The 18,970-nt window shown below is 42.0% G+C and carries 10 protein-coding genes; 9 read left to right on the forward strand and 1 reads right to left on the reverse strand.

The genetic code is table 11. The features are described 5' to 3' along the window. Positions 1-478: 478 nt before the first annotated feature. On the reverse strand, positions 479-2,146 hold the full coding sequence (locus C900_RS24720) for a DUF6909 family protein (protein ID WP_009583098.1): 1,668 nt from the start codon (positions 2,144-2,146) through the stop codon (positions 479-481). A 37-nt stretch (positions 2,147-2,183) separates the two neighbouring features. Between C900_RS24720 and C900_RS24725 the strand changes: the two genes are divergently transcribed. From C900_RS24725 to C900_RS24765, 9 genes are all read left to right on the forward strand, one after another. Then, positions 2,184-2,417 (forward strand): hypothetical protein, encoded by a 234-nt coding sequence (locus C900_RS24725; RefSeq protein WP_040497515.1) that lies wholly within the window; start codon positions 2,184-2,186, stop codon positions 2,415-2,417. 7 nt (positions 2,418-2,424) lie between these two features. After that, complete coding sequence (locus C900_RS24730) at positions 2,425-3,255, forward strand: DUF1206 domain-containing protein (RefSeq protein ID WP_009583099.1); 831 nt, start codon at positions 2,425-2,427, stop codon at positions 3,253-3,255. After that, positions 3,245-4,291: an AI-2E family transporter gene (locus C900_RS24735; protein ID WP_009583100.1), complete on the forward strand. Its 1,047-nt coding sequence runs from the start codon at positions 3,245-3,247 to the stop codon at positions 4,289-4,291. The genes C900_RS24730 and C900_RS24735 overlap by 11 nt, the downstream gene beginning before the upstream one ends. 259 nt (positions 4,292-4,550) lie before the next feature. After that, positions 4,551-5,951, forward strand: a complete 1,401-nt coding sequence (locus C900_RS24740; RefSeq protein WP_009583101.1) for an MBL fold metallo-hydrolase RNA specificity domain-containing protein — start codon at positions 4,551-4,553, stop codon at positions 5,949-5,951. A gap of 213 nt (positions 5,952-6,164) precedes the next feature. Further along, positions 6,165-7,028: an AraC family transcriptional regulator gene (locus C900_RS24745; RefSeq protein WP_009583102.1), complete on the forward strand. Its 864-nt coding sequence runs from the start codon at positions 6,165-6,167 to the stop codon at positions 7,026-7,028. A 497-nt stretch (positions 7,029-7,525) separates the two neighbouring features. Next, the gene (locus tag C900_RS24750; protein WP_009583103.1) at positions 7,526-10,729 is read left to right on the forward strand and encodes a SusC/RagA family TonB-linked outer membrane protein; all 3,204 of its coding nucleotides are present in this window, start codon (positions 7,526-7,528) and stop codon (positions 10,727-10,729) included. A gap of 20 nt (positions 10,730-10,749) precedes the next feature. Continuing rightward, positions 10,750-12,177, forward strand: coding sequence for a SusD/RagB family nutrient-binding outer membrane lipoprotein (locus C900_RS24755; protein ID WP_009583104.1), 1,428 nt, complete (start codon positions 10,750-10,752; stop codon positions 12,175-12,177). Positions 12,178-12,809: 632 nt separating this feature from the next. Continuing rightward, positions 12,810-16,079, forward strand: coding sequence for a hypothetical protein (locus C900_RS24760; RefSeq protein WP_009583109.1), 3,270 nt, complete (start codon positions 12,810-12,812; stop codon positions 16,077-16,079). A gap of 21 nt (positions 16,080-16,100) precedes the next feature. Continuing rightward, a partial coding sequence (locus C900_RS24765) for a DUF6443 domain-containing protein (protein ID WP_221408170.1) occupies positions 16,101-18,970 on the forward strand: 2,870 nt, incomplete at its 3' end.

An 18,970-nucleotide genomic window follows, 5' to 3' on the forward strand; every position in this document is an offset into this window, starting at 1 on the left:
GATGGTATAATGTCATTATCCTCAAAATCAACTGAAAGTTGTTGATTTCATCGGGATGAAGCCTTAACTTAAGAGCATTGTGGGTCCGGTGACCTGGTTTTATAAAAACTTATCCCTTCATCGCGTGGTCATCTCGACTGTAGGGAGAGACCTATTCACCTTAACACTTCTTCCCTTTAAAAGAGATTCACCCTAGTACAGTAGTACAGAGCATTGCCTACTTTTATAGCAAGCGGCAGAACAAAAATCATGATCAAATGCAGATGCTAAGCTTTGATCTCTATCTGAATAGTAGTTACTTATGCACAGACCCCTATCGGGATGAGATGACATCATCAAATCACTTCAAAAACGGCTTAAAAACATTGAGAGCCTGGCGATACTGAAACTGGCGCGAGTGTTAAGCGATAGCGTCACTTGTGCTTTTGCTTCATTTTCAGTGTTCAGACTGGCATTATTATCCCGGAAACCTCATCCGCTACACCAATATCCTCTTCATGATAGCACTGGTAATCAAATATGTGGGTTTCACTCCTTCCAGGCCGAGGCTTCCTGAAGCCAGCGTACTGCCCGTCATCAGCGGGTTATCTGATGCATAATAGGCATATCGTACTTTTATATCTTCGCTGATGCTCTTACGGATCATGGCGGCAGACTGTATCGCCTTTTGGTAATGGGCGCCTTCCATCTCCAGCCCTACTGCATTCCATGTAGATGTTAGAAAGTGATTGAGGACATCACGATTTTGGAGCGAAGTGCCCAGCACGGTGATCATGGTACCTTCATATGTAGCCATTTTGCCTTTGAATTCACTGATATCAAAATCATTCTCTATAGGATAATTATCAGCCGTACCCTCAAAAACATGGGCTGTGGGGATCATTATATCGCTCTTATTTCCCGTAAGGATACCCGCCTTACCCATAATAGAAACGGATCTAATATTCATGTCGTAGATGTTATCACCTTCTTCATAAGGCTTCAGAAGTTCATCCATACACTCAAAAGCCTGCTCTCCAAAGGCATAATCCATGACAATCAGTACAGGCGGCACTACCTCATTTTTTGGCTGGAACTCGGACGGTAGCCTTTGCATATCTATCCTGTCCAGGTCAAATATCTGTACTGACAGGTTAGTACCTGACTGATCCTGAATTTCGTGCATACCATTATCCTGGGCATATTGTTTTACCCTTTCCCTCATATCCGCATTTTCGTCTTTACTGCTCGCTACCGCCAGTTCCTCTAAAGATGAAAACGACTCTTCTGCCAATGCATGAAAGCCATAGATGGCATTGAGAAAACTATGCATATTCGCACTAATGATGTGTATCGGCCTGTGGGCCAGGCCTTTTCCATGGATGTACGATTTGATCCTCCGCGCCCATTTTTCTCCATAGATGTGATGGCCGATAATCTCTCTGAGCTTAGATGAAAATGTGATCTCTTTATCCAACCCTTCCTTCTCTTCCAGGATAGCTGTGCGACCCAACCAGTAGACGATGTGATACAGGCTGTTTTTGTTCTTCCCTTTTTTAAATTTTTCTATTGCAGCATAGGTTTCTTTGATGGTACGTCCCAGGAAATTGCTAAGGTATACCGCTGCCTTTTTTTCATCGAAAGGCTCATTTTGTTCTTCCAATTTCACGATCTCTTCCAGGCGATACCAGTCATCTATTACCTGACCTTTTTGGTCGAGGCTATGGTTTTTTATCTTCTCACCTTCGATAAATAAAAAGGTAAGGTGGGTCAGAATATCATAAATATCACTTCTGCCGCGGGTCATTTCAATGTACATCCTGTTTTCATCGATCCGGAAGCAGTTTCGCCTTCTTTTGATGGGTATCATGGCCGGGTGGCCCGCCTCCTCAAAACCCTCTCTCGCTACAAGTTTGATAAATCGGCATTCTTCGATACCGTTGGGCAGTCGTTCAATAACGTAAAGCAGCCCGTCCAGTTCCACTTTACCCGGGTCGGCCACAGTGCCATATATCTCCGGCCGTAAGGTAAGCAAGGCCTCTATCAACGATGTACCTGATACACCCATGGGCTTATAGCTGCCCCTGATAAGAAGGTGCCTCATTGTAATATACAAGCGCTCGATGGCGGCTCTCGATTCCCGGGTTCTCTCTTTTGATCCTATCATGTATGCTTTAACTATTCATTAGCTAAACTAGGAAATAATGATCAAGAAACAGGAATTAGGAAAGCAGAAATCTGACGACATGGCTCTTTGGATCTGTTACCGAAGAAGTACAATTAACCCGGGTCAGGCAACAGACTTCGTAGAATTACATTTTAACGGTGGGGTAAATACTACACATTTTCACCTGGTAAAGTGGTCTTCTCAGGCAAATTCAACAGAGGCACTATTTTTTCAGTTATCAACTATAATTTACCAACTAATCAAAAACTGAAATTATTATGAACTCTGATATCATCATAAATTCCGGTAATTCAGACAATTGGAAAGAGCGTGCCGGTCGTATCGGGCATGTTGCCAAAGGTATAGTTTATGGTATTGCCGGAATACTTACATTGCTGGCGGCTTTGAATATGGGGGGACAAAAAGCAGGAAAAGTTCAGGTGCTGGAATTTCTGCAAAAGCAGCCTTTCGGCAATGTACTTTTGATCCTTGTAGCCATAGGATTGGCATGTTATGCATTTTGGCGATTTGTACAATCCGTACAGGACCCACAAGAGAAAGGAAATGATACCGAAGGGAAGGTAAAGCGTACAGGGTATTTCATAAGTGGTATTCTATACCTGGGGTTGGCGGCATATGCTATCATTCAGGCGACTTCCGGTGGTGGCAGCTCCTCGGGAGGTCAGTCGCAGCAAGGTATAGTGGCATCGCTGCTTCAGAGTAATGCCGGGGTACTGTTAGTAATCCTGATCGCAGCGGGACTATTTGCCAAAAGTCTATACCAATTCTACAGGGTATATAAGGGTGACTTTACCAGAAATATACGTTCGCACCGGATACCTCACAGCAAGGCTGAAAAAATTGTAAAGCATGCAGGCTATGCCGGATTTATTTCGAGAGGTATCCTCATCGGCATTATTGGTTATTTCTTTTTGCAGGCCGCATTGCAACATGATCCTGGCGAAGTTCAGGGATCTTCTGGAGCCTTTTCCTTTATTCAACAGTCATCATACGGGCCTTGGCTAATGGCATTGGTGGCATTCGGGTTGGTTTGCTATGGTGTATTCATGTTTATCGTAGCCAAATACAAACACTTCTATGCCAGATAATTATTTAACAAAAAATAACTGGCTGATCAAGGCGGTACTGGTATTGCTCCTGTTGACATTGTTCTTCTGGGGTATATATCATGCCGCTTCATTTTTAAAACCATTATCCGTAGCATTTTTGGTTGCGCTATTGATGCTTCCTGTTTCCCGAAAGGCGGAAGCAAAAGGTATAAATCGCCTGTGGTCTTCTGTGATCTCGACCCTGATCGTAACCACCTTTATCATTTTCATTATAGGTCTGGTAGGATATCAGGCTAATCAAATTTCCTCGGATTCAGACGAATTGGAGAAAAAAGGTAAGGAACAACTGAAAAAACTGGAAAAGCAAGTCACCAAAACCACAGGCTTGACTTCAGAACAGATCCAATCATACCTGAAAAAAACTGGAGCCACAAAATTACAAAACACCGCTGAAAATATCAGCAGTGGCATAATGAATTCATTGATGGATCTTTTACTCATGCTTATTTATACATACCTCTTTCTTTATTATAGAAGGCATTTTAAAAAATTCATACTGAAGATCACTACTGATGGCAAAAAGGAAGAGGCTCGCAAAACAATGGAGGAAACAAGTGCACTGGCTCTGCACTATCTCGGTGGACGATTTATGTTAATTGCTATTCTGGCGGTTTGTTATGGAACCGGGTTAACCCTTTTGGGAGTGAAATTCGGAATATTCTATGGCATCCTTGGCGCCCTACTCTCGCTGATCCCTTATATTGGCAATGTCATAGCACTGGCATTGCCACTTCTTACAGCTACTATTTATGGTTCTCCGACTACTATCATTGGAGTATTAATTCTTTTTGCCGTGGTGCAATTCATTGAAAGTTACTTGCTGGAGCCGTTGATCGTTGGTAAAAAAGTAAATATCCACCCGATGATGACCATTCTTGTGGTTGTGTTGGGTGGGATACTATGGGGAGTACCGGGTATGATCATAGCCATCCCCTATTTGGGCATTTTGGTGATCCTTTTCTCCAAGCTGAAGGCTCTGGAACCCGTGGCATTCCTGTTAAGTGATGATTCCTAAGTCGTCATTTTAAGATATCAAAATATTATGAAATAGGCCTATATTTATCGGGCAATGCAGAAAATAATTAGTATCTCTAAGAAAACGCCAATGTCTGCGTTATGCTCGTCCCAAAAATGCTCACGTACCCCGGTACGCTCCGCTTTTTGGCACTTCACAAGCCTTGACCTTAACGTTTTCTTAAAGCCGCTAAGAGTTTTCTTACAGACACTAATTGGTTCTCAATACTCAATACTAACATCTCAATACTAATATACACATGAATATCAGACTTAAGTTTTTAGGGGGCGCCAGGTCAGTAACTGGCTCTAAATATCTTCTTGAAATTGGTAGCAGAAAGATCCTTATAGATTGCGGGTTGTTTCAAGGCCATAAAGACCTGCGTTTGCGCAACTGGGATGCACTGCCTGTAGATGCCAATACCATTGATACCATTATACTAACACATGCACATATAGATCACAGTGGTTACCTTCCTAAAATTGTCAAAGAAGGTTTTCACGGCATTATCCACTGCACTACTGCCACGGCAGGACTCTTGGAAATTATGCTTATGGATGCCGCCAAGCTTCAGGAGGAAGAAGCCGGATTTGCAAAAAAGAAAGGATACTCCAGGCACGAAAACCCTCTGCCGCTATTTGACACTTCAGATGCGGAAGCGGCATTGGCTTTGATTAAGGGCCATCATTACAAGCATACAATAGAGGTAGCAGAGGGAGTCAGCGCTACCTTCTTCAATGCCGGCCATATCCTGGGATCAGCCATAGTGGTACTTGAAATACAGGGGAAATCCCAAACTAAAAAAATTGTTTTCTCAGGTGACCTGGGCAGATATGACCGGCCCATACTCCAAAATCCGGAAGTTATTAGTGAGGCTGATATACTCCTTGTTGAATCTACCTATGGCGACAGGGTAAACGAAAACGAGGGTATGGAAGACCGGTTTGCCGAATTGATCAATCAGGCCCTGGAAAGAGATGGCTGTCTGCTCATACCTGCTTTTGCTGTCGGTAGAACACAACTACTGTTACATTATTTTAAAACCTTTATGGAGGCCCGCAAAATACCTGAAGTGCCTATATATGTGGATAGTCCGATGGCTATAAGTACTACAGCACTATACCAGCAATATCCGGAGTACCATAAGCTTTCAAAAAAGGAATTAAGTGCGCCTTCCATATTCGATTACCCTCATATAAAATATTATAGAAGCCAGGAGGCCTCCGTGAGCCTGAATAGCCTGGAAAAAAATGCTATCATCATTTCTGCGAGCGGAATGTGCACAGGCGGACGGATACTCCATCACATGTATCACCGCTTGCCCAAACGTAATGACACATTACTGTTTGTAGGCTACCAGGCTGAAGGAACACGAGGTAGAAGGATACTCAATGGAGAACCTACTATCCGGATATTCGGTATAGATGTGCCTGTCCGATGCCATATCGAACATCTTGACGGCTTGTCAGCCCATGCTGATAAAAATGAACTTTTAAAATGGCTGCGGAATTTCCAACAGCCCCCGAAGATGACATTCATAACCCACGGAGAAGAGACATGTGCACTTAGTTTTAGCGATACTATAAAAAATGAGTTGGGATGGTCCAACGTTTATATCCCGGAATACCTGGAATCATTTGAGCTTTTTGCTGGCGTCTGATGCTTTCGGTCCTGGCTACTGAAGTGGTAAGCCTAAAGTAGAAACCTTGACACTCTGATCTCAGCCGATAAAATGATGTATGCAGGACTCTAACCTTACCGGCACATTAACAATCTTTGCCAATAATGATATTATATTATCCTTTTCAATGGATAAAATTGCCTAATATGAGAATATATAATATTATTACTGACGGAAATCTGAGAGCAAGCTGTGAAAGTACTACCTTTTAAAGTATCCAAGACAATAAATTCTTCCTTCCTGGTGCAGGTGGACGATCAGCCTCATTTCTATGATATTTTCCACAAACATCCTGAGCTACAGTTGACCCTTATCATCGAAAGCGATGGCACCGTAATTATGGGAGATTATGTGGGCAACTTTAAACCGGGAGATATCTTTTTAATCAACAGCAATGTACCTCACGTCTTCAAAAATGATAAAAAATACTACGGAGAATCAAACGATCTCTGGGCACATGGTATTTCTATATTTTTTGAAGATACATTGTTTGGCGATAAGTTCTTTCAATTACCTGAGACCCAGGCAGTAGGCCAGTTTCTAAGAAAACGCCAGTCGCTCAAACTCCATCCTGACACAGCCAATGAATTAAGGCCGAGGATCATCAATCTGCAGTCACTCAGCGGAGTCAGCAAAGTAACCGAAATGCTGTCAATACTAGAGGTGTTGGCCAACTCTGAAGACAATCAGATACTCACCTCTGATATTGCTCATGACTACACAGAATCCCAGGCTAAACGGCTGAATGACATCTACCAGTTTACTATGAATGAGTTTCATAGGAACATTACCCTGGACGAGGTGGCGGATGTTTCCAACATGACCACTTCATCCTTTTGCCGTTACTTCAAAAAACGAACCCGAAAGACCTACATAGAATTCCTGACAGAGATCAGGATCAGTTACGCCTGTAAAATGCTTCAAAAAGAAGACCTGAGTGTAACCGCAGTTTGCGATATGTGCGGGTTTAATAACCTCTCCAACTTTAACCGGAAATTCAAAAAAATAACCGGATACACCCCTATGGCATTCAGAAAGCTTAATCAGAGTATCTAAGTCTTTCTTTATTAAACCTTTTAACACTATCAAACAAAGCATATTAGTACTTAATCAAATTCAGTAATATTAGAATTTTACATAAATATTTATGATTTGATAATGTTATATACTAATCGGTCAATAAAGTATCAAAACCACATTCCAATACTTCCTACCTTGTAATTATAACTACACTAACCAAGAATCAAAATGCTTTACACTACGAACACGGTTTTTGCACCTCCATAGAAATGATGCCTATGCACTGGTTCTATTTTCGCTGATCTGCTAAAAATGGTGTTGCACCAATTGGCCGGATCAGCTCAAAAACCCTATTAGTTCTGTTGCATAGCGCCTCTTAAGTACTGACCATCCATTTCAGAATCATTCTCAGCTAAAAAATTGGCTGACAGGGGAGGTTTTTGCCTTCACTAACCTGAGAACTTAATGCTATGTCAAAGCACACAACCTGTTGGCATGGCAACTTTATTTAATCATTCTAATCTAATTTCTTAATGATGAAGAGAAAATTACTAACACTAAAACTACTTGTACCGGCACTGTTCATGGTGTTGTGTACAGTTGCCTTTGCCCAGGATGTTACCGTAAAGGGGAAGGTTACCTCTGATGCAGATGGTTCGACACTGCCGGGGGTATCAGTTTTGATCAAAGGTACTACACAGGGTACCATTACCGATGCTGATGGAAACTACAGTATACAAGTATCCTCCAATGCATCTCTGCTGTTTTCATTTATAGGCTTCGAAACACACGAAGTAAATGTGGGTGGCAGAACCGTCATTGACGTTGCCCTGAAAAGTGATGTTACCGAACTATCGGAAGTGGTAGTTACCGCTTTGGGTGTAGAGCGTGAAAAAGCTTCTCTGGCCTATGCTGTGCAAGAGGTGGATGGTGATAACCTGACCAAAACAGGAGAGCAAAACTACCTGGGAGCACTGTCGGGAAAAGTAGCTGGAGTTCAGATCGTAAATCCTTCTGCAGCAAGCCTGGGAGGAACAGTTAACGTACGTATTCGTGGCGCCAATAGCATCTCCGGCAACTCCCCACCCCTGTTCGTTGTAGATGGTATCCCCATTTCAAATGCTAACTTCTCTAACACGTACAATGGTCGCGACTATGGTAACCTCGCTCAGGATATCAACCCTAACGACATTGAGTCTATCTCGGTATTAAAAGGGCCCGCAGCCTCAGCCCTTTACGGGATCAGGGGAAAGAATGGGGTGATCCTTATCACAACCAAAAAAGGTTCCGGAAGAAAAGGCCTGGGTATAGAATATAACGGACAGTTTTCATTCGACAAAGTAGCTATCCTTCCTAAATACCAAAATGAGTATGCCGGTGGCTACTCTCAGGAGCTGTCACAGGTAGACGGGGATTATGTGCTGGAATATAACGCTGATGAAAGCTGGGGACCAAGGATGGACGGCAGGCTGGTAAGGCATTGGGATAGCTGGTATCCAGGCACATCCGAGTACGGGAAAACACGACCTTTGGCACCCAACCCGGATAATGTCAAAAATTTCTTTGAAACCGGAGTGACACAGTCGCACAATATTGCAATAAACGGTGGCAATGAAAAAACTACGTTCAGACTTTCCTACGGCTTCACGGATATCAACGGTGCAGTACCTTTTAGTGAAGGGAAGAAGAACAACGCTTCCCTGAATCTCAACTCATCGATAAATGATAAGCTGAGTGTGGAAGCCACTGTCAATTATGCCAATAACAGCTACCGTGGAAGGCCCGGTTTCGGATATACCGGAAGTTACAGCGGCTGGAGCCTGATCAACATCGGCCCTAACCTCAACATGTGGACCCAGCGCCAGTTGGATTATAACCGGCTTAAAGATTACCGCGCTCCTGACGGAACCATTAAAACATGGAATATCACCGGACCGGGCAATACTACTCCCAACTTCTGGGATAACATCTATTATATGCTCGAAAATGCCACACCCTATGATGAGCGCGATCGTGTAATAGGTGGTGTTACTCTGAATTATCAACTCAATGATGTTTTCTCGTTGCGAGGGGTTGCCAAAACGGACTTTTACGACCAGAGGATCAATAACAGGATACCTACTGAAGCCAAAGCACAGGATTTATTCTACGAAACCTCACGAAAGGGCATTGAGACTAACTATGAACTACTCCTCAACTTCAACAAAACCTTTAATGATATTTCAGTTTCTGGTTTTGCCGGTGGAAATATCCTGAAGCAAAAATATATTGGACTGGTCGGCAATACAGTCGGAGGACTCTCTGCACCCAACTGGTTTAACCTGGAAGCCTCTGTCGACAGACCGTTTGTTGATAACTGGGAGATCAACAAAGAGATAAGAAGTATTTATGCTTCGGCAAGCATTGGCTATAAAGACATGCTTTACCTGGATGTGACCGCCAGAAATGACTGGTCATCGGCCTTACCGGCAAGCAACAACTCCTATTTTTATCCTTCAGCCGGACTAAGTTTTGTGTTTTCCGAGCTGATATCATCTGACATCCTTTCCTTTGGAAAAGTGAGGGGAAGCTTTGCCCAGGTAGGTAACGACCTGAATGCTTATGAGATCAATCAAACTTATTTATCCGGGGGTGTCTACGGTTCTTCCCCAACTTTTATCGTAAGGGACGATTTTGTTGATCCAAACATCAAGCCTTCCCTGGCTGAGGCTATTGAGGTAGGAATGGAATTAAAGTTCTTCAAAAACAGGCTGGGATTAGACATCAACTACTACACCCAAACCAACGAGGATGATATCATCAGGATCAACGTATCGGGTGCATCAGGCTACGAAGAACTGACCACAAACGGGGGAAAGATCGTGAGTAAGGGCATGGAATTGGCGCTGTACGGCACACCAATAAAAACCAGCAACTTCACCTGGGACGTAGCCTTCAACCTGGCCAGAAACCGGTCTACCGTTGAGGATATCTATGGCGACATCACTGCTTACTCTATCCTTGGAAGGCGCGGTGTCGATGTAGTATTGGAAAAAGGCGAAGAATGGGGAGTACTTAAAGGCTCTGATTTCCTAATGCTTGACGGTCAGCCAGTGGTGAGGCCTGCTGCAAGCTGGTATCACTCTGGCGATGAAAACAATCTCGAATACCTCACGGAAGACAACCGGGTAATTGGAAATGTGCTTCCTGACTTTACAGGGGGACTAGTAAATACGCTTTCGTTCAAAGGTTTCGACCTCTCGCTGAACCTTGATTTTCAAAAAGGCGGCAACTTCCACTCCGTAACCAAAATGTATGGTTTTGGTGCCGGGCAACTGGCTGAAACCGTTGGCTTGAACGATAATGGTGTATCAGTACGTGATCGCATTAGCGATGGGGGCGGCTTTATGGTATCGGGTGTGCTGGAGGATGGTACTCCTGTGACAGGATATGCCTCCGGAGCACAGCACACCTGGAATATGGTGGGGGTAACCGGCAACTGGATATACGATGCCAGCTACATTAAGCTACGTGAAGTCAGACTTGGCTACAGCTTGCCCAATCAGCTTCTGGCAAACCTCCCTTTCACAAAGGTTAATGTGGCTTTCACCGTGAGAAACGCCTGGCTGATCCATTCCAACATTGATGGTATTGACCCGTCAGAGATCACGCCTGATGCCTCAGGAGTATCTTTCCATGAGGGTGGCGGTCTTCCTGGGTTCAGGACCTACGGATTTAATTTAAGGTTGGGCTTTTAAACAGTAAAAAAGAATTGACGATGAAAAAATTTATAATACCATTAGCCTTTGTAGTAGCAGCCTGCAGCGACTTTGGCGATAAAAATGTAGACCCGAATAATCCTACCCAGGTACCGGTGGCTGGTTTTTTAACTGACGCGATCAGCGATATGCCCGGGATGGAAAGCACAGCCACCAGCCTATATTATTCACAATACTGGTCGGCCACACGCTATACGGAGGCATCAAGATACAGTGTTACACAGTTTGACTTTACCGGCATTTATAGCGGTCCGCTCAATAACCTCCAAAAGGTAATTGATATGAATACAGATCCCGAAACGCGGGTTTTTGCTGCGGAAAGTGGTTCAAATGCCAATCAAATTGCTGTGGCAAAAATACTTAAAGCTTACTTTTTTCTTCATGCGACAGACAGGTGGGGTGATCTGCCTTATAGCGAAGCGCTGAGAGGTGCAGAGAACCTCACCCCTGTTTACGATCCCCAATCGGCGATTTATTCTTCTATCGCTGAGGAGTTGGATGATGTTATAGAGGAATTCGACAATGGAGCAGCGCCTAAGGGAGATATTCTCTACAATGGAGATATCAGCAAATGGAGGAAATTTGCCAACTCCTTACGCCTGAAAATGGCGCTGAGGATATCAAAAGTTGCTCCGGACAAAGCCAAAACAGAATTTGAGGCAGCCGTTGCCGATGGTACTTTTACTTCCAATAACGACAATGCTATTTTCAATTACCTGGGCAATGGTGCATTCGATAACCCCTGGCACATTGCTTTCCTTACAAGAACGGATAATGCCGTAAGTGAGCCATTGGTAGACATGCTTCTAGATCTGAATGATCCGAGGCTGCAAGCTTACGCAGACCCTATTAATCCCGGTCAACCTGATGTTTATGCAGGCATGCCTTATGGCCTGGGCAATGGGGAAGCGGGTGGCTACGGCTTTGAAGAGGTTTCGCTACCAAATTCTTCTAAAGTAATTGGTAAGGATTCAAGCATTCCGATCTTGACCTATGCCCAAGTACTCTTTTACCTGGCTGAAGGCGCTGCCAATGGCTGGAATGCCGGTGGTACCGCTGAAGAGTATTACAATGAGGCTATCAAAGCCAGTATGGAGCAATGGGGTGTATTTGACCAACCCTCTTATGATAGCTACATTACTCAACCAGCAGCAGCTTTTGATGCTTCAAATGCCACTCAACTCATCGGCGAGCAAAAATGGATCGCCACTTACATGCAAGGGTACGAAGCATGGGCAGAATGGAGAAGATTAGGCTATCCTGACCTGCAGCCTGCACCGGCCGCAGTCAACAATTCCGGCCAGATACCCAGACGGCAAGCCTACCCTGCATCAGAGTCACAAAACAATAAAGCCAACTATGACAAAGCCGTAGCCCGACAGGGCACAGACAATCTCGATACCCGCGTTTGGTGGGATGTAGAGTAAGCCAGGCCAATCCGGAAAACTTAATCATGCCACCCTAGCTTCGCGCCAGGGTGGCTTTTTTATGGAAAGTGCTAAAAAATATTCACCCGTCATCCCGGGCGAAACGTAATGGAGCTCCTGGATCCCACCTCCGGCGTAAGTCTGTAACTTGTGCCTTTTTATAAGCCAGATTTGCAACCTCCTACGACCCTTCTTTAAATCATCTTCCTCTTCTTGTCTCGCCTCCTATTCACAATTTCGCCCACTTTGCGAGTCACAGACTCTGGTATCCTTTTTTAAGCACAAGTCACAGACTTGCGCTAGTTGCAAATTTTACCAACTGCGAAATAAAGTGTCTACGTTCCTGCCCAGGTATCGCAAAGTTTATTGCCAGTAGAATAACAGAGGAGTAATGTATAAAACACCCTTATCTTCCAAACGAGTGTTGATACCGCCATAGAAAGTAGGAGTAGCATTAGCTCCGAAGTTCGCGTCATGCAAATAGTATACGATTTTATCAATGTATGATATTTATTTCGCAAAATTGATAATTTTTCCCATTATTACGATTTCATAATTTGTTTTATAACTTATCAAATTTTAAATTTGAATAATTAAACTTTAAATTGATTTTAAAAGAAAATTAGTTTCGAATGTATAAGTTATATTTAATAACAACACTGATGATACATACCTTTTTCATTACTTCTGCACAAGAGGATGATATCCAATCTGCTGTCAGTGTTATCCCCCCAGCACCTAATGTCGCGGCATTTCAAAAATTTACAGATATACCGGTAAGCCATTATACTGGCATTCCGCAGATCTCTATTCCTATATATAAGATAAAAATGAACCAGTTTGAACTTCCTATAACCTTAGACTATCATTCTTCAGGAATTAAAGTAGAAGAATATTCATCATGGGTTGGATATGGATGGTCCTTAAGTGCTGGGGGTGCCATTAGTCGAACAGTTAATGGTCTTCCTGATGAGTACTCAGGTGGAGCAGATAAAGGCTTTTTTCATAATAGGCGGCTTTACAATGAAAATGGCACGGTCAATTCCAGTTTACTTAGCTGTTCAAATTCAGCAGGAGTTCCTTTTAATGATGCAAATTGGAGTACAGCAGATTCTTTATCCATGGGTATCTTGACTGCAGAACCAGATGTTTATTATCTACGTGCTCCGAGTGTAAATAATAAGTTTGTCTTTAATATAAATAGACAAATTCTTAAATATGAAGTGGATGATATCAAAATTCTTTATCACCCCTATATTAGTTTTCCAGAACTTTCACCAACCGACTACACATGGAAAATAAAGGGTACAGATGGTACTAATTATACCTTCGATATTGCCGACAGGACATATACAAAATCATCTTGTGGTGATTCCTACCCTTCTTCTATTAGCGAATACCAAAGTTCTTGGCATTTAACTGAAATGTCTAATGGTAATGAATGGATAAAGTTTAAATATGTTACTGAAGTTATAGATTATGAAATGCGGCTGGTTAGCACTGGCAGATTTAGATTGGCTGGGAACACTAATTCTGCAGGATATAAACTTCAACAATGCCGTAATAGTACTACCACGAATTCTAAGAGATTGAGCAATATAACTACTTCAAATGGTTATAAAATTGAATTTGTAGCCAATAAATTACGATCGGATCTAAATGGCTCGAATGCGCTTGAAGAGGTCATTATTTACTATAATAATAAACTTATCAAAAGGTTTAAAATAGAGACTTCATATTTCAGTGGAAATAAACTGAAACTTAAATCAATATATGAGGTATCAACAAAAGATTCGCGAGTAAAGTTGAATGATGGGTATAGATGCGAATACTATTCTGGGAATGTACCTCCCGTTTATTCTAACGCCCAAGATTCGTGGGGATATTATAATGCTGCTACCAGTAATACGCATTTGATACCACAGTATAAGGATAACTTTTGGAATGTTAATAATCATAATCCAGCGAACCGTACACCCTCCCTGGAGTGTAAGAATGGCACTTTATCCCAGCTATACTATCCAACTGGGGGCTATTCGGAATTTAAATATGAATTAAATGATTACTTTGATACCAATTTCAGTCAAACTTATTTTTACAAAGCCAATGCCCTTGGTGAAACTGAAAATATTGATACTGATGAAGTGACATTTTCTGTTTTGGAAGACTGTTATTCTACGATAAAGAAGGATGATAATCCTCAGGCAATAGATCATAATAGCAATATTCTACGGTGGAATGGTTCCAATTACCAACCGGTGACGTTGGCTACTAATAATTCTAGGTGGATATTGCCAGCCGGGCAATATAAATTAAATGCTGTTAGCGGTGATGGAATAGAGAGTTTTGTTTCTATTGAATTTGAGCAAATAGAATCCAAAAATGTCTATGTCGGGGGTCTCAGGATCCAGGAAATTATTTTTTATGATCCAGTAAATATTAGCAAGGAAATAACTCGGTTTGAGTATCGCCGGGATTTTAACAATTCGGAGTCGAGTGGAGTACTTTTTACCAAGCCCATCTTTGCTTATCAGAGTAAATATAGGTATGGTGATGTACAAGATTTTATTTGCTATGATACTCAGAGTGAAAGTGTTCTTAATATGGAATCGCACAGCCAATTACCTTTAACAACTGTACAAGGTAGTCATGTGGGATATTCCAAAGTTCAGGAGTACAAAATTAAAACTGAGGATCATGGGCTGAGTACGTACCCGGAATCTTTAAGAAAGCAGGGAATGATTGAATACCAATTTGTTAATGATGAGCCCACTAATGATGTTGCATATCCTTATATACCGCAAGAGGATTTAAGCTATAAAAATGGCAAACTTATTAGAAAAACAATTTATGAGCAAGATACGGATTTGCTGAATCTGGTAAAGGTAAAGGAAACTGTCAACGAATATAAATTTATTTCATCTTCCGAACGTGTTATTGGTTTTAAATTAAGAAGGAAACAATCATACTACTGTTACCATTGTTCTTATAATGATGATTTCGCCAGACATGATTATGAAATACGTCCTATGTGGTATTATTTACACAAATCTGAAGAAAAGAAGTTTCAGAATGAAACGGTTGTATACAACTTTACAGTGGATTATGATTATATGTCCTCCCCGCAAATTCATCATTACTATACATCCAAAACAATACGAAATAGTAATGGAGATGTTTTAAGTCAAAAAATTGACAGAGATGAAGACAATCCACATCTAGTGATCAGGGTTGAACAAAAAGTAAACGGAAATCTAGTCAAAGGAAGAAAGCAAACCTATCATTACAAGCTACCATTGTCTCGCTTTATATATAATGCTGATTTAAATGAATATTCAGAAGAAATGCTATATTCATATAATGGGGATTATCTTATATCTCAATTAAATGTCACCACGGGAACAAGAACATCCTATATTTATTGGAGCCTGAATGATACCTCCAAATTACTCTCGGCGGAAGTGGTCAAAGCAGAGCCAGGAGAAATATATTATACCGGATTTGAATCATCTGGTTCTACAGGCTTCGCAAAAACAGGTGATCGCTATCATATTGGTAATAGTTATGCCATTCCTATATCGGAAAGACCAACTGGAGATGATTTAGTGATGACATATTGGTATCTCAATAATGGATCCTGGTACTTTCAGGATGAAATTTCTTATAATCCTGTAATAACACTTCCCGCAAATGCTTCAGGATTGGATGAACTTAGAGTTTATCCCCAAGGAGCAAAAATGACTACGTATAACTACAATGCGAATTTTGATATAAGTTGCATTAGTGATCCCAATAACCTGGTTCAATATTACATCTACGATGATTTTCACAGACTAATTTATGTCAAGGACCATGATCATAATATACTTAAGGCATATACCTACTCCTATGCCCGTCATTAATTTGTAAAAATGAATTTTATAATGAAAAACTTCTCATTCCTAATAATTTTCGCTCTTAGTAACCTTGCTTTAAAGGCGCAAATATATGGACCAACAGAACTTTGTGGAGCATCAACAGAGGCTTATAGTTATATAGGTTCTCCGGCAGGGCCAAACTTGTCATACGAGTGGTTTGTGAGTGGAACTGCAAATAATCTAAACTGCGGGATTTCATGCAACAGTAGAACAGTAAATGTTTCATGGTCAATAAGTGGCAGCTTAATACTTATTGTAACAGATACAATGGAAGGAGTTTCTGAGACCTACTCAATATATGTATCAGTAAATAATTCGTCTCCTCAGGTAGATACACAAGGAGACTCTCGGTGTGGTATGGGAGGCCCACTCATTTTATCCGTAGTTAATCCTTCTGGTGAATACGAGTGGTATGAAAATATTGGTGAACCGGCTATTGGGATTGGCGGTGTAGCCGGTACTAATTATCAATGCCAAGGTATAGGAAATTCATCGCTGAAAATATTTGCTCTATCTGAAACCCGAACTTTTTATGTTAAGAAAATTGTAGCGTGCAACTCTATTTATGAGTCAGTGGAGGCTACAATATATCCTATTCCCTCTAAACCTGTTTCTGTTAATAAAAAGATATGCTATAATAGTTCTGCAATTCTTACCGCCAATGGAGCGACTTCAGGAGAAAGTTATTTATGGTATGATGGAACTACAGTTGTTTCCACTCAAGCAACTTTTACCACTCCTGTCTTGACCTCACCAAAGACATACAGTGTTTCTAAAATTAATCAATATTCATGTGAAGGGTTGAAGCAAGATGTATCTGTTAGTCTTTATGAACCTCTGGCGGCAGGGCAAATCAATGGACCTGAAAAGGTTTGTTATAACAATAATGTTGGTCTGTTAGGTAATATTATGTCTGCCACAGGGGGAAGTGGTAGCTATTCTTATCAATGGCAGAAGAAAGAAGGCTCTGGTTCATGGATCAATATAACTGATGCTACAGGTAAGACCTGTTCTACAGCCGGGAAAATAAAAGTTAAAACGTATTATCGCAGAAGAACTGTTGATAATAATGGATGCGATACAAAATACTCTAACATAGTAACTGTAGATGTTGATGATCTTTCCTATGGAGGGGTTCTATCTTCTGATGGGGAAGCATTTGGCTCAGCTACAGGGCAGCTTACACTTTCAGAGTATAATGGTAATGACCTGTTATGGCATTACAAGGTAGGAACTGGTAACTGGATTTCATTTGCCAATCCGGGAACAACTTTTGATTATTCAAATATAACCCAAACTACCTCATATATGGTGAGTGTGACCAACGGAGTATGTCCTCCGGATGCTTCTTCTACCGCAACAGTGCATATTTATGATATCCCCTCAATAGTAGTCAATGGCCCAACGCACATTTGTCCAGGCGAAGGTACGCAACTTATAGCCTCAGATGGATTCAATAATTATAAGTGGAAAAGAAATGGTGTGACTATAGACCAGACTTCTTCAAATGTTCTGAATGCTCAAAATCCAGGTACCTACCAGGTAACCGTAGAGGCGTCACCTGGTGGTCCTTTATATACAACTGAGGAATACTATATTTATTCTTCTGTTGAGGATCAGTCACATATAAACTATGTTACATCTGTTACCTTTAAAAAAGCAGGTATTGATGAAAACACCTCCCTTTATGATTTGAATATATCTGATTATCACTATGCTGTTGGATATTATGATGGTTTTGGGAGGCCAATAAGAAACATTGAGATTAAAAATAGTCCCGCTGGAGGGAATGTGATTACTATCTTTGAATATGATGATTTTGGTAGAAATTCAAAAGATTACCTTCCTTACGTTAGTGAAATAGGATGCGGAACTTACCACACATCCGATGTAGTGGATCAGGCTGCATTCTATCAAACAGCCCGCTATATTGCCAACACAGATTACGCCTATGCAGCAAAGGTGTTTGAACGCTCTCCTCTAAACAGAGTTGTTGAACAAGGCGCTCCCGGAGAAGCCTGGCAACCTGTTGAAGGAAATCCACAGGCGGGAAAAACCGTAAAATTTGAGTATGTCACTAACACCTCTGAAGATAAAGTAAAGTCCTGGTACATAGGGTTTGGATTACTTGGAAATACATTATACGATCCGACCCAACTCACCAAAACCATCACCACAGACGAAGAAGACCATCAAACCATAGAATTTGTTGACAAACTCGGGCAAACCATCCTCAAGAGAGTCCAGGTCCACGAACCCGAAGCTACCACCGAAGAATGGGCCGACACCTACTACATCTACGATGACTTCGGCAATTTGAGATTTGTACTACCCCCAATGGCCAACCAGAAAATAGCCGAGGGCGCCACTATCGATGACCCCTTCCTGGCCCAATGGGCCTTCTGCTACAAATACGATGGCCGCAAGCGCATGATCGAAAAGCGTGTGCCCGGAGCCGACTGGGTATACATGGTCTACGACAACAGAGATCGATTAGTACTCACCCAGGACGGCAACCAGAGAAAGCATTTACAGAATGCAAACCTAGATAACGAGTGGACTTTTACAAAGTATGATGCACTGAATCGCCCCATTAGCACTGGCATTTTAACTGATGCCAATAATTTCAACCAGGCAGACATGCAGGTCCATGTAAACGGCAGAGTGGGAGACGAAGATGCCTGGTATGAAACCCGGGGCACGACAGTCCACGGCTACACCGACCAAAGCTACCCCACCGGAGTAGCCGCCAACACCTACCTGACCGTCACCTACTACGATGACTACACCTTCAAAAACCTGCCTGATTTTGGCACCACCTACAATTATAGTGTTCCCACCCAGCTAGGCTCCCAAACCACCCCACAAGGCACCTA

This window comes from Fulvivirga imtechensis AK7 (assembly GCF_000331535.1).
Classification (GTDB): Bacteria; Bacteroidota; Bacteroidia; order Cytophagales; family Cyclobacteriaceae; genus Fulvivirga; species Fulvivirga imtechensis.

Coding starts and splice junctions, on each gene's coding strand:
- C900_RS24720 (WP_009583098.1), bottom strand. CDS start 2,146: ATGATAGGATCAAAAGAGAGAACCCGGGAATCGAGAGCCGCCATCGAG.
- C900_RS24725 (WP_040497515.1), top strand. CDS start 2,184: ATGATCAAGAAACAGGAATTAGGAAAGCAGAAATCTGACGACATGGCT.
- C900_RS24730 (WP_009583099.1), top strand. CDS start 2,425: ATGAACTCTGATATCATCATAAATTCCGGTAATTCAGACAATTGGAAA.
- C900_RS24735 (WP_009583100.1), top strand. CDS start 3,245: ATGCCAGATAATTATTTAACAAAAAATAACTGGCTGATCAAGGCGGTA.
- C900_RS24740 (WP_009583101.1), top strand. CDS start 4,551: ATGAATATCAGACTTAAGTTTTTAGGGGGCGCCAGGTCAGTAACTGGC.
- C900_RS24750 (WP_009583103.1), top strand. CDS start 7,526: ATGATGAAGAGAAAATTACTAACACTAAAACTACTTGTACCGGCACTG.
- C900_RS24755 (WP_009583104.1), top strand. CDS start 10,750: ATGAAAAAATTTATAATACCATTAGCCTTTGTAGTAGCAGCCTGCAGC.
- C900_RS24760 (WP_009583109.1), top strand. CDS start 12,810: ATGTATAAGTTATATTTAATAACAACACTGATGATACATACCTTTTTC.